20 protein-coding genes and 2 pseudogenes are annotated in these 18,379 nt (G+C 41.2%); 5 read left to right on the forward strand and 17 right to left on the reverse strand.

The window, feature by feature from the left end:
* Positions 1-27 precede the first annotated feature (27 nt).
* The 9 genes from QM859_RS07595 to QM859_RS07635 all read right to left on the reverse strand — a co-directional run bounded on the left by QM859_RS07595 (position 28) and on the right by QM859_RS07635 (position 6,241).
* Positions 28-882, reverse strand: coding sequence for a MetQ/NlpA family ABC transporter substrate-binding protein (locus tag QM859_RS07595; RefSeq protein WP_414262665.1), 855 nt, complete (start codon positions 880-882; stop codon positions 28-30).
* Positions 883-1,035: 153 nt separating this feature from the next.
* Positions 1,036-1,878, reverse strand: coding sequence for an amino acid ABC transporter substrate-binding protein (locus tag QM859_RS07600; RefSeq protein WP_414262666.1), 843 nt, complete (start codon positions 1,876-1,878; stop codon positions 1,036-1,038).
* A 102-nt stretch (positions 1,879-1,980) separates the two neighbouring features.
* Positions 1,981-2,304, reverse strand: a complete 324-nt coding sequence (locus QM859_RS07605; protein WP_414262668.1) for an AzlD domain-containing protein — start codon at positions 2,302-2,304, stop codon at positions 1,981-1,983.
* Positions 2,294-2,989: an AzlC family ABC transporter permease gene (locus tag QM859_RS07610; protein WP_414262669.1), complete on the reverse strand. Its 696-nt coding sequence runs from the start codon at positions 2,987-2,989 to the stop codon at positions 2,294-2,296. Before QM859_RS07610 ends, QM859_RS07605 begins: the two co-directional genes overlap by 11 nt.
* 140 nt (positions 2,990-3,129) lie before the next feature.
* Positions 3,130-3,738, reverse strand: a complete 609-nt coding sequence (locus QM859_RS07615; RefSeq protein WP_414262670.1) for a hypothetical protein — start codon at positions 3,736-3,738, stop codon at positions 3,130-3,132.
* A 66-nt stretch (positions 3,739-3,804) separates the two neighbouring features.
* On the reverse strand, positions 3,805-4,815 hold the full coding sequence (gene tsaD, locus QM859_RS07620) for a tRNA (adenosine(37)-N6)-threonylcarbamoyltransferase complex transferase subunit TsaD (RefSeq protein ID WP_414262671.1): 1,011 nt from the start codon (positions 4,813-4,815) through the stop codon (positions 3,805-3,807).
* On the reverse strand, positions 4,805-5,242 hold the full coding sequence (gene rimI, locus QM859_RS07625; protein ID WP_414262672.1) for a ribosomal protein S18-alanine N-acetyltransferase: 438 nt from the start codon (positions 5,240-5,242) through the stop codon (positions 4,805-4,807). Before rimI ends, tsaD begins: the two co-directional genes overlap by 11 nt.
* Positions 5,239-5,922: a tRNA (adenosine(37)-N6)-threonylcarbamoyltransferase complex dimerization subunit type 1 TsaB gene (gene tsaB / locus QM859_RS07630; RefSeq protein WP_414262673.1), complete on the reverse strand. Its 684-nt coding sequence runs from the start codon at positions 5,920-5,922 to the stop codon at positions 5,239-5,241. The genes rimI and tsaB overlap by 4 nt, the downstream gene beginning before the upstream one ends.
* A 112-nt stretch (positions 5,923-6,034) precedes the next feature.
* Entirely contained in the window at positions 6,035-6,241 is a 207-nt protein-coding gene (locus QM859_RS07635) for a hypothetical protein (protein ID WP_414254168.1), read from the reverse strand.
* Between the two features lie 272 nt (positions 6,242-6,513).
* Here QM859_RS07635 and QM859_RS07640 point away from each other — a divergent pair, with 272 nt between their 5' ends.
* Both QM859_RS07640 and rnjA read left to right on the forward strand, forming a co-directional pair.
* On the forward strand, positions 6,514-6,747 hold the full coding sequence (locus QM859_RS07640) for a DNA-dependent RNA polymerase subunit epsilon (RefSeq protein ID WP_049496700.1): 234 nt from the start codon (positions 6,514-6,516) through the stop codon (positions 6,745-6,747).
* A 1-nt stretch (position 6,748) separates the two neighbouring features.
* Positions 6,749-8,428, forward strand: a complete 1,680-nt coding sequence (gene rnjA / locus QM859_RS07645) for a ribonuclease J1 (protein WP_414262674.1) — start codon at positions 6,749-6,751, stop codon at positions 8,426-8,428.
* Positions 8,429-8,470: 42 nt separating this feature from the next.
* On the opposite strand, the gene QM859_RS07650 is transcribed toward rnjA, so the two are convergent.
* The 7 genes from QM859_RS07650 to QM859_RS07680 all read right to left on the reverse strand — a co-directional run bounded on the left by QM859_RS07650 (position 8,471) and on the right by QM859_RS07680 (position 15,193).
* Positions 8,471-9,508 (reverse strand): aldose epimerase family protein, encoded by a 1,038-nt coding sequence (locus QM859_RS07650; RefSeq protein WP_414262675.1) that lies wholly within the window; start codon positions 9,506-9,508, stop codon positions 8,471-8,473.
* A 13-nt stretch (positions 9,509-9,521) separates the two neighbouring features.
* Complete coding sequence (locus QM859_RS07655) at positions 9,522-10,685, reverse strand: SIS domain-containing protein (RefSeq protein WP_414262677.1); 1,164 nt, start codon at positions 10,683-10,685, stop codon at positions 9,522-9,524.
* Positions 10,686-10,784: 99 nt separating this feature from the next.
* A complete protein-coding gene (locus tag QM859_RS07660; protein ID WP_004250403.1) occupies positions 10,785-11,189 on the reverse strand; it encodes a PTS sugar transporter subunit IIA in 405 nt (134 codons plus the stop codon).
* A gap of 3 nt (positions 11,190-11,192) precedes the next feature.
* Complete coding sequence (locus tag QM859_RS07665) at positions 11,193-12,014, reverse strand: PTS system mannose/fructose/sorbose family transporter subunit IID (protein ID WP_006152801.1); 822 nt, start codon at positions 12,012-12,014, stop codon at positions 11,193-11,195.
* Complete coding sequence (locus tag QM859_RS07670) at positions 12,001-12,906, reverse strand: PTS mannose/fructose/sorbose/N-acetylgalactosamine transporter subunit IIC (protein ID WP_016466413.1); 906 nt, start codon at positions 12,904-12,906, stop codon at positions 12,001-12,003. Before QM859_RS07670 ends, QM859_RS07665 begins: the two co-directional genes overlap by 14 nt.
* A gap of 26 nt (positions 12,907-12,932) precedes the next feature.
* Positions 12,933-13,409: a PTS system mannose/fructose/N-acetylgalactosamine-transporter subunit IIB gene (locus QM859_RS07675; protein WP_006149635.1), complete on the reverse strand. Its 477-nt coding sequence runs from the start codon at positions 13,407-13,409 to the stop codon at positions 12,933-12,935.
* Complete coding sequence (locus QM859_RS07680) at positions 13,406-15,193, reverse strand: glycoside hydrolase family 35 protein (RefSeq protein ID WP_414262678.1); 1,788 nt, start codon at positions 15,191-15,193, stop codon at positions 13,406-13,408. The genes QM859_RS07675 and QM859_RS07680 overlap by 4 nt, the downstream gene beginning before the upstream one ends.
* Positions 15,194-15,515: 322 nt before the next feature.
* Between QM859_RS07680 and QM859_RS07685 the strand changes: the two genes are divergently transcribed.
* The 3 genes and pseudogenes from QM859_RS07685 to QM859_RS07700 form a co-directional block, all read left to right on the forward strand.
* The gene (locus QM859_RS07685; RefSeq protein WP_414262679.1) at positions 15,516-16,232 is read left to right on the forward strand and encodes a GntR family transcriptional regulator; all 717 of its coding nucleotides are present in this window, start codon (positions 15,516-15,518) and stop codon (positions 16,230-16,232) included.
* 268 nt (positions 16,233-16,500) lie between these two features.
* Positions 16,501-16,755 (forward strand): annotated as a pseudogene (locus QM859_RS09045) (YSIRK-type signal peptide-containing protein); the annotation flags it as partial.
* A gap of 45 nt (positions 16,756-16,800) precedes the next feature.
* Positions 16,801-16,866: pseudogene (locus QM859_RS07700) on the forward strand (YSIRK signal domain/LPXTG anchor domain surface protein); the annotation flags it as partial.
* A gap of 151 nt (positions 16,867-17,017) precedes the next feature.
* Here QM859_RS07700 and purB read toward each other — a convergent pair.
* Entirely contained in the window at positions 17,018-18,316 is a 1,299-nt protein-coding gene (gene purB / locus QM859_RS07705) for an adenylosuccinate lyase (RefSeq protein WP_414262682.1), read from the reverse strand.
* Positions 18,317-18,379: the final 63 nt, after the last annotated feature.

Raw genomic sequence — 18,379 nt, forward strand, 5'->3', positions numbered from 1 at the left:
AAAATCTCTCCCACCTCCCTGTGTTTATTACCAAACTGGTTGATCCAAGCCGTCTGAAGTTTCTTCGATGACTTTTTTCACTTCGTCAGTGTGGTAAGCTGCGATAATTTTCTTGATTGCATCAGCTTTAGGTGATGATTCCCAATCTTTTTTCGCAACGATGATGTTGTACCATTGTTTTGAGTTTTCGTCAGCTTGCTCTTTAAAGAGTGCTTTCTTGTAGTCCAATTTTGCTTCTGTAACAAAAGTGTTGTTTACAACTGCTGCATCAACTGAAGTCAATGAACGAGCTGTTTGGCTAGCATCCAATTCAGTAATTTTCAAGTTCTTTGGATTTTCTTTGATGTTTGCGATGGTAGCAAGTTCAGTTCCTGAAACATCCAATTTAATCAAACCTGCTGATTGAAGAAGGTAAAGGGCACGGCTTTCGTTAGTAGCATCGTTTGGAATTGCAATTTCACCGTTATTTGGGATTTCTTCCACTTTAGTATACTTGTTTTCTTCCCCATTTTTACCTGAGTAAAGGCGGATTGGTGAGATATAAGTATCTGCAATCGCTACAAGGTCTTTACCGTTTTCTTTGTTCCAGTTGTTCAAGAAGTTGTAGTGTTGGAAAGCGTTCAAGTCTACTTCACCATCAGCAGTTGCTTTGTTTGGTTGTGAGTAGTCTGTAAACTCTGTGAATTCCAATTTAATTCCATCTTTTTCAACCAATTCTTGGATTTTGTCCCAACGTGCTTCTTCTGAACCACTACGGTTAACTGTTGCAATTTTAACTGTAGTTGTATTGTCCGCTTTCTTGTCTGAATTTCCGCAAGCTGCAAGTGTAAAGCCTGCTACTGTAGCAATCGCTGCTACGCTTAACCATTTTTTGATTTTCATGATTCGTTCTCCTTTAAAAATAATACCGTAATAGTATCTCATACTTTATTTGATTTCGCAAATTGTTATAAGATAGGCAGACATATAGTTTGAAACTATATGTCTAAAAGTTGCAAAATCATCCACCTACGAGAGAGCGGATGATTTACAAACTTATTTAATGTCCGCTTCTGCTGGGAGGTAAGAACCACCGAAGAACTGTTGAGATAGTTTTTCAAGAGTTCCGTCTTTATATAGTTCTTGGATGCGTTTGTCTACAAATGATTTCAATTCATCTTGACCTTTTGCAAGAAGTGGGTATACGTAAGGTTGTTGGTCGCTTGGAAGTTCGATGACTTTCAAGTTATCCAAACCTTGGTTTTTGATAACTGTTTCTACACCGATTTTATCAAAAATCTTGTAGTCGAATTGTCCGTCACTCAAGCGAGACATGATTTGTTGGAAATCAGCTTTTGTATAGTTAAGGACAGTTGGATTATCTGTATGTTGTTTGTTGTATTCTTCTAGCTGTTTAGCTGATGTTGTTCCCTGAACGACTTCAGTAGATTTTCCACCGATATCATCGAGTGATTTGATGCTGTTGTCATCTTTCTTCACTACAAGGACATTAGGGTTTTGGGCAGTTGGTGCTGCATAAAGATATTTTTCTGCACGTTCTTTAGTGTAGCTGATGTTGTTAACTGCCATTTGGTAACGATCTGCGTCAAGACCTGCAAAGATACCTGACCATTCTGTCTTTTCAAACTTGACATCATATTTGTCAGAGTCTTTAAAGATAGCACGAATAACTTCGATTTCGTAACCAGTCAACTCACCATTATCTTCATAGTTAAATGGTTTTGGTGAAGCGTTAGTCGCTACGATAATTTCTTTCTTACCAGATGTTGCTTCACTAGTTGCAGCATCTTTCTTCTCACCGCCTGAGCAAGCTGCTAATACACCTGCGGCAACAAGCCCTAGGGCAGCAAGTGATGAATATTTAACGATTTTTTTCATGATAATTCCTCCAAAATAAAATACAGTCTTATCTTAACAGAAAAAATGAGATTGCGCCATTATATGATTTCTATATTTGTGATAGGTTTTCTTTATGGCTGATTAAAAAACCAAACGTAGGACTGCTATCAAGACTACTCCAAAGAGAACCATCCCCACTAGATTGCGGTAACGAAAAGCCACAAAGGCTGTCGGAAAGACTGCTAAAAAGTCTAACCATTTTATCTGTAGGAAGCTTCCAACTTTTCCTGTCACCACACTTGAAAGAATCAAGGCAAAAATAATAGAAACTGGTAGAAATTTCAAAAAGCGTTCGACAATAGGCGGCAACCCCTTGTACTTAGCAAGGATGAAAGGAATCATTCTCGGAATCCAAGTCACCAAGCCAGAAAAGACGATTGCCATTAAAATATACTTACTGACCATCCAAAATCACCCCCATGGTACAACCCAACAAGGTCGCAAATAGGACAGCTAGCGACTGAGACACTACTGTCAAGAGCACAAAAAAGGAAACAGCAACAACTCCCAGAATGATGAAGAGATTACGTAAGGGAATCCGTTTTTGCATAATCTGAAACTGGGAAGTGAAAATCCCAATAAACATCCCCACTAGAGCAAAATCTAAGCCAAAAACTTCCGGATTTGGTAAAAGCCCACCAAGAGCTGTTCCAACAACTGTTCCCAAAAACCAAGAAATATAGCTATTGAGATTGTTTCCATGCATCCACATAGGGTTGATCTTATCCGTATGAACCAACTCTCCCATCAAGACCCCGTAAGTCTCATCGGTCAAGAGACTAGACATTCCGATATTATGCCAGAGACTAGTGTGGCGGAAATAAGTCGACGCATGCAAACTCAACAAAAAGAGACGCAGATTGATCAAAAAGACCGTCATAGCTATGGCTGCCACAGGTGCTTGAACTGCTATTAAGGCTATCATGGCGAACTGGGCGCTCCCAGCATAGACAAAGAGGCTCATCAAGCCCATCTCTACAGGGGTTACATAAGGGGAACCAATAATGCCACAAGCAAGACCGATGCTGATATAACCTAAAGCCGTCGGTACAGCAGCCTGCACACCATCCCAAAATCCTTTTTCTTTCATAAACCTCCTCACTATTCATTCCTTCATCAACTGCTTTCCAGACAGTCACAGCAAAAATTATTATAACACATTCAAAGAGGAGAAAACAGTCTGGAATTTGAAACTAATAGCAAGTATCAGACCCTGAACAGTATGGTTCATTATGGATACATGAGAAATTGATCAATTCGAATTCTATACTTATAGCCTTCATTTTTTTCAGTATATTCATCTTCTATCGGGTAGACATCAACCCAGAGTTCTCTCCTTTGGCCTTGCAATTTGACTTTATAGCGATAGCCATCATCGTATAATCCTACTGTCTCGGTAGTTACGGATTTGATAGTCGGAAGAGCTTCAATTTCTTTTTTTATAGTCTGGGATAAATTGTAGAGCGCTACTTGTTGCTCCATTTTTGAAGCTACAGGAATATGAACTGTCACTTCTTCCAAGCGATGTGATTTTGAAAATGTGAAATCCGCTCGACCTGTATAACCATTCAATGCAATATTTTCGTAATGATAGAAAAGCCGGCCTGTTTTATAGAAATAAGGATCCCTTGCATGCCAAGTGTCCCGAAAGGCGGTTTCCGTTTCTTCTATCACTTCATCAGCTTCTCCAAACACTTTTTCAAGGGATTTGAGGGACATATTGAATGACAGTGACTCAAATAGAATCAATTGTGTCTTTGGAATATGCTGGCAAGCTGACATACAGAGCAATAAAGCTCCAAGAGCAAGCACAACACTCATTGTTTTTTTTAATCTCATATTTCTACTATACTAAAAAACTCGGGCATTTGTCCAAGATAAAAGAGCTAACCCTAGGCTAACTCTTTATTCCATGGTATCAAAAGCCAGGCTAGGTTTGGCATTTAGCTCCAAGCCTGCAAAGTTTTCTTTGTTCCACTCGCTAACGCTAGCGTAGGCAATCATTCCTGCATTGTCTCCGCAAAGTCGCAGAGGAGGAATGATAACCTTGACATCTGTGATTTCAGCTGCTAAGCGTTCTCTAAGACCTTTATTGGCCGCCACACCACCAGCCACGACTAGGGTTTTAACAGGATATTTCTCCAAGGCCTTCTTGGTTTTTGCCATGAGAATATCCATGACTGCTGCTTGGAAGGATGCGGATAGGTCTTCCTTGGATAAACTTTCTCCCTTCTGCTCGGCATTGTGGTGCAAATTGATAAAGGCAGACTTCAACCCTGAGAATGAAAACTCCAGATTGTCTTCCTTAATCATGGCACGAGGAAAATCATACACATCCTGACCTTGATGAGCTAACTCATCAATCTCACGACCTGCTGGATAGGTCAAGCCCATGACACGGCCGACCTTATCATAGGCCTCACCAACTGCATCATCACGTGTTTCGCCAACAATCTTGTAATCACCAGCCTCAGACACATAGACCAACTCTGTGTGTCCACCACTGACTAAAAGAGCTAACAAGGGGAATTCCAAAGGCTCCACACTTTGAGCTGCCATGAGATGACCAGCCATGTGATTCACAGGAATCAAAGGAAGGCAATGTGCCCAAGCAAAGGCCTTGGCAGCTGACAAACCAACAAGCAAGGCTCCGACCAAGCCTGGTCCGTAGGTAACCGCCACAGCTGCCACATCGTTTTCAGTAATTCCTGCTTCTGCTAACGCCTCCTCGATACAGGCTGTAATGACTTCAACATGGTGGCGGCTAGCCACTTCTGGCACCACGCCACCAAAACGTTTATGACTCTCAATTTGACTAGCAATGACATTGGACAAGAGCTCATCGTCGTTTTTCAGGACGGCGACACTGGTCTCATCACAGGATGTCTCAAATGCTAAAATATATCTATCCTTCATCTATTTCTCTCTTCATGATAATGGCGTACTCAACTGGACTATGGTAATAGGCCTTTCGCTCAGCGATGACTGCCATTTTTTCTTTCTTGTAAAATGCTTGCGCTCTTTGATTTGACTTTCTGACTTCGAGGAAAATCTCCTTGTCCGTCGGTAAAGTTGCAAACAAGTCTGATGCTATCCCCTGTCCTTGATAGGCTTTTTTGACAGCAATTTGCAGGACTTCTGCTTCAAAAAGATTCTCCTGAATTGCTATAAAACCTATCACTTCTTCCCCATCATAAGCTAGAGCATACCAAGTCTGGTCTTGAGACAGGTCTGCTTGGATTTGTTCCAACGTCCAAGGACTGACGGGATAAACATCTGTCATCACTTCGTAGATAGCTTGTGCCACATCAGGCTGCTGTTGGATTCGTTTGATTTCAATCATAGGCGTTTGATGTAAGATTCTCCAGACTCGGTGTGATTCTTGAGCCAGTTTTCCTCAGCTTCTACACGCTTGAGGTAATTTGGCACAAAGTCATGCAAAGAGTCTGCTTCCTTATCCCAAGCCCAAAGAGCTAGATTCGCTGCATTTGGTAAGGTTTCTTGATAGTTAGCCTGTGGTAATTGCTCTTGAATCTGCTCGACAAAGGGACCCACTTCACCGACAAAGGTTACCTGGTCAGCATCCTTGACTTGCTCAAGGACTTCCGCAAAGGACAGATGCGCTTGTGGAAAGACATGTTGAGCATGTTCATAAAATCCTGCGTATACATTGTTACGGCGTGCATCCATCAAAGGAACAACCAGACCTTCCTGTTGATTCGGTACCAGGGCTAAAAGGCTAGACATCCCTACTAACTCAATGTTTAGGGTATGAGCCAGGGTCTTGGCAGTGGCTACTGCGATTCGCAAACCTGTATAACTACCTGGTCCCTCTGCCACGACGATTCGATCCAAATCCTTGGGCGTCAAATCTAGACTGGTCATCAAAAAATCGATGGCCGGCATGAGGGTAATGCTGTGATTTTTCTTGATATTTATCGTAGTCTCGGCAAGAAGCTGCTTATCCTCTAAAATAGCTAGAGAAAGAGCCTTGCTGGACGTATCAAAAGCTAATACTTTCATAACACATTCCTATCTTTTTGTCTGTTTACTATTATACTACAAAAGCCGACACATGGGAATTTTCTTTGTTTCCAAACAAAATTGTCCTGCCAAACAGACAGGACACAAATACTCAAGAATTCAAACCAAAGTAAAACACAAACCAGACCACATAGGTCACAAGAAGAAGGAAAAACGAATACAGAGTCACGAAGCCAATCTTCCAAATGAGTTTGGATTTCTGATACTCTAGCCGAGTATACAAAACATTTCCTCCGTAAACACAGGCAACGAATGCCGCAAAGGCCAGAAGACGAATGATAATAGCTAGTTGAAACATATCGCACCCTCCTTAATAAAGAAAAACCTCTTTTCTATCTTTATTATAGCATTTGAATCTGAGGTCTTCAAATACTTATACAAGGTAAAATGAAACGCATTTCAAGCTCCTTACTTTCATGTTTCCTGCTTTTACTAATTCCCCTTTTTATGTTATAATTGAGATAATTGTAACGAATCAAGGTCAATACAGGCAGAAAATGAAATAGAAACAAACAGCTTCAAGCTGGTAATTTTTTGAATACAGCTGACCTGAAAACAGAAAGGAAACACATGATTTACAAAGTTTTTTATCAAGAAACAAAAGACCGTAGCCCACGTCGTGAAACAACACGCTCACTTTACTTAGACATTGATGCTAACTCAGAACTTGAGGGACGTATCATTGCCCGTGAACTTGTTGAAAAAAACCGTCCAGAATTCAACGTTGAATATATCGAGCTCTTGTCAGACAAATTGCTAGACTACGAAAAAGAAACTGGCGCATTCGAAATTACGGAGTTCTAATATGGCCTATACTCTTAAACCAGAAGAAGTGGGCGTTTTTGCCATTGGTGGTCTAGGAGAAATCGGAAAAAACACATATGGTATCGAATATCAAGACGAAATCATCATCGTTGATGCAGGGATTAAATTCCCCGAGGATGATCTTCTTGGTATCGACTACGTTATCCCTGATTACTCTTACATTGTCGAAAATATCGACCGCGTCAAGGCTCTCTTGATTACCCACGGACACGAGGACCATATTGGTGGGATTCCGTTCTTGCTCAAGCAAGCAAATATCCCTATCTATGCAGGTCCACTAGCCCTCGCTTTGATCCGTGGAAAACTCGAAGAGCATGGTCTTTTGCGCAATGCTACACTTCACGAAATCAACCACAACACTGAGTTGACCTTTAAAAATCTTAAAGCAACTTTCTTTAGAACTACTCACTCTATCCCAGAACCTTTGGGTATCGTCATCCATACACCTCAAGGGAAAATCGTCTGTACGGGTGACTTCAAGTTTGACTTTACACCAGTTGGTGAACCTGCAGACTTGCACCGTATGGCAGCCCTAGGTGAAGACGGAGTGCTTTGCTTACTCTCTGACTCGACAAATGCTGAAGTGCCAACCTTTACAAACTCTGAAAAAGTCGTTGGTCAGTCTATCATGAAGATTATCCAAAGTATCGAAGGACGTATCATCTTTGCTTCCTTTGCCTCAAATATCTTCCGTCTCCAGCAAGCGACTGATGCTGCTGTTAAGACTGGTCGTAAAATCGCTGTCTTTGGCCGCTCTATGGAGAAAGCTATTGTCAATGGGATTGAGCTTGGCTACATCAAAGCTCCTAAGGGAACCTTTATCGAACCAAATGAAATCAAAGACTACCCTGCAGGTGAAATTCTTATCCTTTGTACAGGTAGCCAGGGTGAACCTATGGCGGCTCTCTCTCGTATCGCTAACGGAACCCACCGTCAAGTGCAACTCCAACCTGGTGATACGGTTATCTTCTCATCTAGTCCAATCCCAGGAAACACCACTAGCGTTAACAAATTGATTAATATCATTTCTGAAGCTGGTGTTGAAGTAATCCATGGTAAGATTAACAACATCCATACATCTGGACACGGTGGCCAGCAGGAACAAAAACTCATGCTCCGCCTCATCAAACCAAAATACTTCATGCCTGTCCACGGTGAATATCGTATGCAGAAAGTTCATGCTGGACTTGCCGTAGATACTGGAGTTGAGAAGGACAATATCTTTATCATGAGTAATGGTGATGTCCTTGCCCTTACTGCAAACTCTGCTCGTATCGCTGGTCATTTCAATGCTCAAGATATCTACGTCGATGGAAATCGGATCGGCGAAATCGGAGCAGCAGTCCTAAAAGACCGCCGAGACCTATCCGAAGATGGTGTTGTACTTGCTGTCGCAACGGTAGACTTTGAGTCTCAGATGATTATTTCTGGACCAGATATCCTTAGTCGTGGTTTCGTCTACATGCGCGAATCTGGCGACTTGATTCGCCAAAGTCAACGCATCCTTTTCAATGCTATTCGTATCGCTTTGAAAAACAAGGATGCCAGCGTCCAATCTGTCAATGGTGCTATCGTAAACGCTATTCGACCATTCCTTTACGAAAACACTGAACGTGAACCAATCATCATTCCGATGATTCTCACACCAGATGAAGAATAATAAAAAATTCTCTGAAATCCTATGACTTCAGAGAATTTTTTATTATTTAACGACAATTTCGTAACGAGTTTTGCTAGTGAATGTTTCACCTGCTTTTAGAATGACTTGATCTTTCAGGTCACTATGAATAGCATCTGGTAAAGCCTGTGCTTCAAGAGCAATCCCATTGTGCTGCATCATTGGTTGACCAGCGATGATGACACTCTCATCCACAAAATTTGCTGTATAAACTACAAAGCAAGGAGCTTCTGTCTTAAAGAGCAAGAAACGACCTGAGTTTTGGTCATAGAGGAAACCAGCATTATCATGTCCTGCAGGCAGAGAAAATGGGTGGTCCAAACCAGATACGAGTTGAATTTGCTCATCTTTGTCTGCAAAGATATCCTTCAACAAGGCACCATTGTAGATATGTTTGACCACATCACGATTAGCATCTGGAGTTTTAGCTGGTACTCCATCAGGAGCAATTGGATAGATACCCTCAGTGTTCAATTGGAAGACATGGCGATCAACAGTTTGAGTGAAATCGCCAGACAAGTTAAAGTAGCTATGGTTGGTCGGATTGACCAAGGTATCCTGGTCCGTCGTCACCTTGTAGCTAACTTCGTAGGCCCCATTTTCTTCTAATTTGTAGCTAATCCAAATCTTAAGATTACCTGGGAAGCCTCCTGTACCGTCTGTTCTTTCTGTGTAAAGAGTCAAACCATGGTCGCTCACCTCGACTAGCTCAAACAAACTAGAATCCCAACCTGTTGAGCCACTGTGGTTACAGTTGCTTGCGTTATTGACTTCGAGTTCATAGGTTTTCCCATTCAATTCGAATGTCGCACCTGCGATACGACCTGCAACTGGACCTACACTCGCTCCATGTTTAGGACTGTTACCTACATAGCTGTCAAAATCATCAAAGCCTAGGATAACATTGGCAAAATTACCAGCCTTATCAGGAGTTACATAGCGTAGAATCGTTGCACCATAGGTCATGATTTCTAGTTGGTAGCCTGCTTCTGTTTCAAAGCGATAAGCGACAACATCCTTGCCATCAACTTTCCCAAATACACGTTCTGTGTATGTTTTCATCCTTTTCTCCTTATTATTTGAATTCGTGAATAATAACACCTTGAACGACGCGGTTTACTGTACCTGTAGGTGATGGTGTATCAGGTCTGTTTCCAACCTTAAGCGAAGTCAAAAGAGCAAATAATTGACCATAAACAATATAAGGGAATACACGGTAAACGTCATTCAAGACACCGCCACAGCCAAGTGCTACTTCCTTAACGTTTTCAAGACCAAAAGCTTGATCACTCAAGAGAACAACGCGACGAGCGATTTGGTCCCCTGCAACTTCACGAACCAAGTCTAAGTCATACTTACGAGTATAGTCCGTTGTAGTACCAAAAACTAAAACTACAGTATCTTCATTGATAAGAGATTTTGGACCGTGACGGAAGCCGACTGGACTTTCATACATTGTCGCAACCTGACCAGCAGTCAATTCCAAAATTTTCAGTTGTGCCTCATGAGCAAGTCCGAAGAATGGACCTGCACCTAAGTAAATCACTCGGTTAAAGTCTAGGTCAACCAACTCTTTCACATCTGCCACATTGTCAAGAACTTTACGAGCAAGACTAGAAAGCACTTCAAAACGTTCAGCTTTAAGAGCAAATTCAGTTGGATCGAAGACCAAAAGTGCTGTCAACATCATTGAAGTAAAGCTTGATGTCATAGCAAATCCAGCATCGTTAGAAGCTGCCGGCTGCAAAAGCAAGAGGTTGCGATCGTCACCGTGGGCTTGAAGTGCTAATTTCCCTTCAGCTGCACAAGTGATCGTTACTTGATAAAGCTCGTCAACTAAGGCTTTTGCTAAGTCAACGGTTGCTACACTCTCAGGTGAGTTTCCACTACGTGCGAATGATACCAAAACAGTTGCCACGTCTTTTTTCAAATAGGTTTGTGGGGTTGCAACGATATCTGTTGTAGCAATAGCATTGAAATTCCATTTACGTTCGTCATAGACTTCCTTGAAGTATGGAACTAAGGTGTCGCCTACATAAGCTGAAGTCCCAGCACCAGTCAGGATAACCTTAATGTAGTCATGTTTATCTGCAATTCCTTGCAAAAAGGCTGCAATTTCATCACGGCGTGCTTGATAAGCTTCAAAAGCTTCCTTCCAAACATCCGGTTGTTGGTAAATTTCGCGTGTGGTGATCTCTGCTCCCAATTCAAGCAAATCTTCTTTTGTATAATCTAGCATTGAAAACCTCTAATCTAATATTGTTTCATGATTGAAAACATGGGAATGGGAGTCGCTCCCATTCCCATGTATATTTTCTATAAGATAGTTTGTTACATCTTATTCATCTTCATCGTCGTCGAAGCTAGCCAATAAATCATTAACTTTCACAATACTTTCTGAAGCACGACTCTTATAGTCCGCATCGATACCTGTTAGGCTTGCATTGATAAATTCAATGACCATCGGAAGGTTCATTCCTGCATAAAGTTCAATGTCACGACCTTCCATAATCAAACGGCTCACCACGTTACATGGAGTTCCGCCAAGAAGATCCGCAAAGACTAGGAAATCATCCAATCCTTCAACAGCAGCTTCAAACTTAGCAGTAAATTCTTCTGGTCCATCTTCTGGAAGAAGAGCAACCGCATGAATGTTGTCTTGTGGTCCCATAATCATCTCTGTGCTACCTTTAAGTTCTTCACAGAAACGACCGTGGCTCACTAAAATTAATGATTTAGTCATAAATTATGCGCCCATTCCAAGTGCAAATTTACCAAAGGCAGAAAGAGCCAAGGCAAGCACGATAATGATACCGATAGCTTTTGTAGAGTTCATACCCTTCTTACCAAGCAACCAGAAGATGAAGGCAGTGAAGATTGCTGGAAGCAAACGTGGGAAGATTGAGTTCAAGATATCTTGGAAGTCAATCATCTTTTCACCGATTGGCAATTTGTATGAAATTTCAAAGTTGATCATTGTTGCTACAAGAGCACCCATCATGAACACACCAAGTACAGATGCAGCTTCAATCAAAGCTGTCAAAGTACTTTGCATGTTGTTGATAAGGTTAACCCCTTCTTTGTAGGCAAATTCCAACTGTTTCCAACGGAAGATGTCATACGCTACTGCAACTGCAATCCAAAGGAAGATACCCCAAGGTTGACCAGCGATAGCCATTGTTGCAGCGATAGATCCCATGATAGCAGGTACAAGTGAACCAAAGATAGTATCTCCAAGAGGAGCGAATGGTCCCATCAAACCTGTCTTGATACCGTTAACCGCATCTTTAGAGACAACGCCATCTTTTTCTTCCATGGCAAGGTCAAAACCAACGATGATTGTGTGGAAGAATGGTGAAGTGTTGAAGAATTGAGTATGAACTTTCATCATTTCTTTCAACTCAGGAGTTCCATCTCCATACATTTTACGCAATTGTGGCAAGATCATGTATAGGTAACCTGATGCTTGCATACGTTCGTAGTTCCATCCCAATTGGAAAGTGAACAAGCTACGTTTGTTAATTTGATTAAAATCTTCTTTTGTTAATTTGTAATTAGAATTCGTCATCTTCAATTTCCCCACTTTCTGATGGTGTAGAAGGTGCTGCTACAGCAACTTTTTGGCTGTTCTTGAAGTGAACAACTGCAAGGAAGATACCCACGATAGAGATACCGATCATAGACAATCCTTTGAAGTTGTTAACAAAGCCAATTTTTTCAGCAACTTCAGCAGGAAGAGTGCCAATGATTCCAGCAACTGCTCCACCAAGACTTGTTACGTTTGAGTAAAGTACAGTCAACATAGCTGTCAAACCGAATCCCATAGCAAGGTAGTGAAGGTTACGTTTAACTGGAAGGTAACGAAGCAAGATAGCGAATCCAAGACCTGGAAGCATACGACCTGCAAGAGTCAAACCGTCTGCAACCCATTGGTATTCTTTAACAAGGTTTACAACACCTTGTACGAATTCTCCACCGAAAGCAAGGGCGAAGAATACTGGAAGGGCACGAGAAAGAGCCCAAGGAACTGCACCAAGAAGATAGTTACGTTCGATTCCTTTGTAGTCAAAGCGTTCGATCGCAGCATCAATACGGTGAGCGAAGAATGTTGTAGTCATACGACCAAGTACGTCGAAGTAAGTCAAAAGTGCCGCTACTGGTACAGCGATTGTAGTGATTGCAAGGTCTGTTTCGATTCCTTGTGAAACTGAGAAAGCTGTCGCAAGAACCGCACCAGAAGTTGCGTCGATACGAGAAGCACCACCGAAGGTACCTACCCCAAGTACGAATAACTGCAAGCTACCACCGATAAACAAACCAGTTGTCAAATCTCCCATGACTAAACCAGTAATGAAACCAGCGAATACAGGCGAACCTGCAGAAGAAACGATCGTCAACTCATCACAGATTTGATAAGCTGAGTACAAAGTGAGAAGTAAAATTTGCCACCATTGTATCATAACAATGACCTCCTAAAAATTTTTTCCTATTTTAATAAGCTCAAAAAGTCTGAAACTGGATCATTTGGAACCATTTGAGCAGTAAGTTTTACACCTTTTTCCGCCAATTTGTGGAAATCTTCTACGTCTTTATCAACAACGTTAATAGAACGTGTGATCGCACGAGTTTCTGGTGTTTGAGACATGTTGCCGACATTGACAGTTTCAAGTGGCACACCTGCTTCTACCAAACCGAGGAAACGGTCAGGTTTGCGTGCTACAATCAAAAGACGTTGGCTATCGTATTTACCAGCAAGGATATTTGCTGCTGCTTTATCAACTGGCAAAATACTAAGTTTTACACCTGGTGGTGTTGCAAGTTTCAAGCCGCTTTTTTCAACATCGTTGTTCACAACCTCATTGTCAACGACCATGATACGTGAAACATTCAGTTTAGCAGACCAAAGGTTTGCGACTTGTCCGTGAATTAAGCGCCCATCGATACGGCATCCTACAATTGTCATAAGTTTTCCCCCTTTATATGTTTTAGTGTAGGTTTACGAGTTAAATGTATGTGTTCTTTATATTCCCCTTCAGTTTCAAAGATAATGATGCGGTTGGCACCTTCCTTGAGATAGCTGTGTGGAATATATAGAGATAAGGTTGGACCGACATTCCAGAAACGACCTAGATTGTGTCCGTTGATATAAGCAATCCCTTTACCAAACTCAGATAAGTCTAAGTAGGTATCCTTTGGCGCCTCAACTGCAAAGTCATAAGCGTAAAAGGCAGGTTGCCCGTCTGTCCATTCTTTAGAGAAATCAATCTTCTCAGGATTATCAAGCGGAAGCGGATATTGTTTCCAGTTGAGTAAGAAATGCAAATCTTTACAAACACCTGTGCGAATTCCTTTTCGCTGGGTATCTGCTAAGAATTTGTGTCCATAGTTGACACGTCCCATATTTTCAATGAGTATATCAATGTTGGAGAGCGCTTTCTTTTCCCCTTGACAAAAAATATCTTCACCGATTTCTGTTTGGTACTGTGTTGCCACTCGTTTACCATCGATAAAGAGTTGAGCTCTATCTCGCCCGTCAATAATTCGAATGCGTTCTTCATCTGCATCCCAACTAACTTCCGTACGATAGAGTAGATATCCGTATCCTTGCCCCAGCTCTTCCATTTTCTTAGGATAGAGACTTTCAATCGGACTCGTTAAGGAATCTAAGGTTTCAAACAAGGAAACTTTCTCAACTAGCGGAATCGCTTTAACTTCCATACTTTCCTTGTGAAGTGGATCAGATTGTGGATACTCAGGATAGTAAGTCGCCATCATTTCTTTCACTGCGTAATATTTAGCAGTTGGGTTTCCAGCTTCATCAAGAAGAGCGTCATAATCATAAGATGTTACTTGTGGTAAATCAATGGTTCCTCGAGCTGAACAACCATTCATAAAACCAAAGTTTGTTCCACCGTGGAACATGTAAAGGTTGATAGAGCCTTGCTCTAAAACCTCGTGGACAGCTTCTGCTAATTCCTCAGGTTCACGCTTGATGATTGGTTCTTTCCATCGATTGAACCAGCCATCCCAGAATTCCATACACATGAGTGGCCATTTCTTGCCGTGCTCATCAAAGAATTCTTGCATTTGTGAGAAATTATAAGCAGCCTTGGAACCAAAGTTCCCTGTCACAAAAAGATCATCCTCAATTAAGGTTCCAGCCTTAAGAGTTGCTCGCCATGGTCCATCTGATGTGAAAAGCGGACAAGTAACTGCTCGTTCTTCCATCAAACGTCGAATTTCCCTCAAATAGGTCTTGTCCTCGCCATAGGATCCGTACTCATTTTCGACTTGCATCATGAGAATGTTCCCACCGTTTTCCAATAATCTCGGAACTAGACGTGGAAGCAACTGATCATAGTAGCGACCAACCATGTCAATGAAAGCCGGGTCAGATGACCGAATTCTCATATCCTTGGTCAAGAGCCATGCTGGTAAACCACCGAATTCCCACTCTGCACAGATAAATGGAGAAGGACGTACAATTGCATATAAGCCCAAATCTTGTGCAGTTTGAAGAAATCTCTCTAAATCAAGATTGCCTTCAAAGTTAAAGTGACCTTCAGCAGGTTCATGCATGTTCCAAGCAACATAAGTCTCAACCGTATTGAAACCTAGTGCCTTGAGGTTATACAATGAATGATGCCAATCTTCCGCAGGAACTCTAAAATAGTGAATGGCCCCAGACAAAATCTTGAATGGTTTCCCATCCAGATAGAAATCATCTTTAATTTCAAATCTTGCCATTCTTCCTCCCCTAAAAACGAAAAGTTTGCGCTTTCATGTATTGTTATATCAACTATAAACTAATCGGGGATTAATGTCAATACTTTTTGAAATTTTCTTTAAAATTTTTCTATTTTTTTACTGAATCTTTTCTAAAAATCATCTCAAATCCTATAAAATCAACATTCTGACTTAAGAGCAAAAATACATGGCAAAACACAAATTATTTATATCTATTCTAATTTCTTATTCTGATATTTTAATTTTTTTATGTGCTTTTCAGCTATTTTTAAGAATTTATGTTAAAATGATAAGTGGAGAAGGAAAAAAATGAGGTGAAAATATGGCAATTCCAAAGTATCAATACATTAAAGATGAATTGAAAAATAAGATCATTTCTGGTCAATTCGCTAGTGGAGATAAGTTCTACACTGAAGCAGAATTGATTTCCATGTATGATGTTAGTTCAATCACAGTAGTTCGTGCCTTGAACGACCTTGCCAAAGACGGATATATTGTCCGCCAACAAGGGAAGGGAACTTTCGTGGCTCGTGCTCGCAAGCATAAACTCGTTGAATTTTCTGATGTAGAAATCTTCGAGACCAAAGACGATAAGGTAACTGTTCTTTCTATCGAACGCGGGAACGATCTTAAATACTTAGAAAAACTCGGCCTACGCGGCGATCAATTCTATTATAAGATTGAACGTGTTCGTGAAACAAATGGTGTTACCTATATCTATCACAGTTCATATATTCCTGAACAATACATCAATGCCAACTATCCAAATCTTGAATACTATAGTTCTATCTATACTCGTTTCAAATTGGACTACCACATTCACATGAATGACGAGCATTTTGAAGAAATTAACGAAATTGTATTTCCGACGCCAGAACATGCCGCTTCTATCCTAGGAATCGACACTAAATTCCCAACTGTTTTCCAAACTAAGACAACTCAGCTTGAAGCAACTGGTCAAGTTTTGGAATACATCGAAACTTATAAACGTTCTGATTTCTACAAAATTAAATTCATCTCTTGTGACCGTGATCACTAATTTTAAAAATCCTGAGGCAACTGTCTCAGGGTTTTTATATACCCATTATAGCATCAGCTCCCTTCCCTGAAAATAGCATTTCAAGCAATTCTATAATTAGTAACCTTTTTACTAAAAAATAGTCAAAATTAGAAAAATATATCTTAATTTATAAATTATTCTATTTTTTATAGTAATTTCCTCAAAAACTTGACTTTATTTTAGTTAGAACATACAATAGAGTCAGTATGTGAAAACGCTATCAAAAATATAAAAGGGAGGTTTTTTAATGAAACCAGAAAATAAACAGCGCTTCTCTATTCGTAAATATGCAATCGGGGCCGCTTCTGTATTGATCGGCTTTGCCTTTCAGGCTCAAGCTGTTGATGCTGACGGAGTTGTGCCTGCTACAACAGAGAATTAACCTGCTGTCCAAACCACTGGAGAAGTCACTCCATCTAAGGCAGAAATTACTGAAGAAGCTAAGAAGTCAGAACCAGAAGAGGTAGAAAATAAAAAAGTTGCTACAGTTGAGGCTCCTTCAGCCAAAGAAAATAAACTTCCTGAGTCAGGAAGCCAAGATTCAGAATGGTTGATTGCTACAGGTTTGATGACTGCACTTACGGCTTATGGACTTAGCAAGAAAAAGGATTAATACTCTTCGAAAATCGAATTCAAACCACGTCAGCTTCACCTTGCCGTACTCAAGTACAGCCTGCGGCTAGCTTCCTAGTTTGCTCTTTGATTTTCATTGAGTATAAGCACAAATAAAAAGCGAGATACAATCTCGCTTTTTTATTTTATGATTAGTCACCCAAACCGATGCGTTCAAAGATTTCATCAACACGTTTAGTGTAGTAAGCTGGGTTGAAGATTTCGTCGATTTCTTCTTGAGTGAGGCGTGATGTTACTTCTGGATCTGCTTCGAGAAGTGGTTTGAAGTCAACTTGGTTATCCCATGATTGAGCTGTCTTAGGTTGTACCAAGTCGTAAGCTTGCTCACGGGTCATACCTTTCTCAATCAAGGTCAACATAGCACGTTGGCTAAAGATAAGACCAAAGGTTGAGTTCATGTTGCGGATCATGTTTTCTGGGAAAACTGTCAAGTTCTTAACGATGTTTCCGAAACGGTTAAGCATGTAGTCAATCAAAATGGTTGTATCTGGTGTGATGATGCGCTCAGCTGATGAGTGGGAAATGTCGCGTTCGTGCCAAAGGGCTACGTTCTCATAGGCTGTAATCATGTGACCGCGGATAACACGCGCAAGTCCTGTCATGTTTTCAGAACCGATTGGATTGCGTTTGTGAGGCATAGCAGATGAACCCTTTTGCCCTTTAGCAAAGAACTCTTCCACTTCACGTTGCTCAGATTTTTGAAGACCACGGATTTCCGTTGCCATACGCTCGATAGAAGTTGCGATGCTCGCAAGAACTGCAAAGTACTCAGCGTGAAGGTCACGAGGAAGGACCTGTGTAGAGATTTCTTGAGCACGGATACCCAATTTGTCACAGACGTATTTTTCAACAAATGGTGGAATGTTTGCAAAGTTCCCAACCGCACCAGAGATTTTACCAGCTTCCACACCAGCAGCCGCATGCTCGAAACGCTCGATGTTCCGTTTCATTTCGCTGTACCAAGTTGCCAATTTAAGACCAAAAGTTGTCGGCTCAGCGTGCACACCGTGGGTACGACCCATCATGATAGTGAACTTGTGTTCTTTCGCCTTGTCAGCGATAATGTTGATGAAGTTTTCAAGATCCTTACGAATGATGTCATTGGCCTGCTTGTAGAGGTAACCGTAGGCCGTATCCACCACGTCGGTAGAAGTTAAACCGTAGTGGACCCACTTGCGCTCTTCACCAAGAGTCTCAGAAACCGCACGTGTGAAGGCCACCACATCGTGACGCGTCTCCTGCTCAATCTCCAAAATACGGTCGATGTCAAAGTCCGCCTTCTCACGAATCAAAGCCACATCTTCCTTAGGGATTTCCCCCAACTCAGCCCATGCCTCATCAGCCAAGATTTCCACCTCAAGCCAAGCACGGTATTTATTTTCTTCAGTCCAAATATTCGCCATTTCGGGGCGAGAGTAACGTTCGATCATGTAATTTTATTTTCCTTTCCTCTTATCCTTATTGATATTAGACTATCCAAGTGTATGAAGATT

Origin of the sequence: Streptococcus infantis (assembly GCF_047463175.1) — a bacterium.
In the GTDB taxonomy this organism is placed as follows: domain Bacteria; phylum Bacillota; class Bacilli; order Lactobacillales; family Streptococcaceae; genus Streptococcus; species Streptococcus infantis_AC.

Coding starts and splice junctions, on each gene's coding strand:
- QM859_RS07595 (WP_414262665.1), bottom strand. CDS start 882: ATGAAAATCAAAAAATGGTTAAGCGTAGCAGCGATTGCTACAGTAGCA.
- QM859_RS07600 (WP_414262666.1), bottom strand. CDS start 1,878: ATGAAAAAAATCGTTAAATATTCATCACTTGCTGCCCTAGGGCTTGTT.
- QM859_RS07605 (WP_414262668.1), bottom strand. CDS start 2,304: ATGGTCAGTAAGTATATTTTAATGGCAATCGTCTTTTCTGGCTTGGTG.
- QM859_RS07610 (WP_414262669.1), bottom strand. CDS start 2,989: ATGAAAGAAAAAGGATTTTGGGATGGTGTGCAGGCTGCTGTACCGACG.
- QM859_RS07615 (WP_414262670.1), bottom strand. CDS start 3,738: ATGAGATTAAAAAAAACAATGAGTGTTGTGCTTGCTCTTGGAGCTTTA.
- tsaD (WP_414262671.1), bottom strand. CDS start 4,815: ATGAAGGATAGATATATTTTAGCATTTGAGACATCCTGTGATGAGACC.
- rimI (WP_414262672.1), bottom strand. CDS start 5,242: ATGATTGAAATCAAACGAATCCAACAGCAGCCTGATGTGGCACAAGCT.
- tsaB (WP_414262673.1), bottom strand. CDS start 5,922: ATGAAAGTATTAGCTTTTGATACGTCCAGCAAGGCTCTTTCTCTAGCT.
- QM859_RS07635 (WP_414254168.1), bottom strand. CDS start 6,241: ATGTTTCAACTAGCTATTATCATTCGTCTTCTGGCCTTTGCGGCATTC.
- QM859_RS07640 (WP_049496700.1), top strand. CDS start 6,514: ATGATTTACAAAGTTTTTTATCAAGAAACAAAAGACCGTAGCCCACGT.
- rnjA (WP_414262674.1), top strand. CDS start 6,749: ATGGCCTATACTCTTAAACCAGAAGAAGTGGGCGTTTTTGCCATTGGT.
- QM859_RS07650 (WP_414262675.1), bottom strand. CDS start 9,508: ATGAAAACATACACAGAACGTGTATTTGGGAAAGTTGATGGCAAGGAT.
- QM859_RS07655 (WP_414262677.1), bottom strand. CDS start 10,685: ATGCTAGATTATACAAAAGAAGATTTGCTTGAATTGGGAGCAGAGATC.
- QM859_RS07660 (WP_004250403.1), bottom strand. CDS start 11,189: ATGACTAAATCATTAATTTTAGTGAGCCACGGTCGTTTCTGTGAAGAA.
- QM859_RS07665 (WP_006152801.1), bottom strand. CDS start 12,014: ATGACGAATTCTAATTACAAATTAACAAAAGAAGATTTTAATCAAATT.
- QM859_RS07670 (WP_016466413.1), bottom strand. CDS start 12,906: ATGATACAATGGTGGCAAATTTTACTTCTCACTTTGTACTCAGCTTAT.
- QM859_RS07675 (WP_006149635.1), bottom strand. CDS start 13,409: ATGACAATTGTAGGATGCCGTATCGATGGGCGCTTAATTCACGGACAA.
- QM859_RS07680 (WP_414262678.1), bottom strand. CDS start 15,193: ATGGCAAGATTTGAAATTAAAGATGATTTCTATCTGGATGGGAAACCA.
- QM859_RS07685 (WP_414262679.1), top strand. CDS start 15,516: ATGGCAATTCCAAAGTATCAATACATTAAAGATGAATTGAAAAATAAG.
- purB (WP_414262682.1), bottom strand. CDS start 18,316: ATGATCGAACGTTACTCTCGCCCCGAAATGGCGAATATTTGGACTGAA.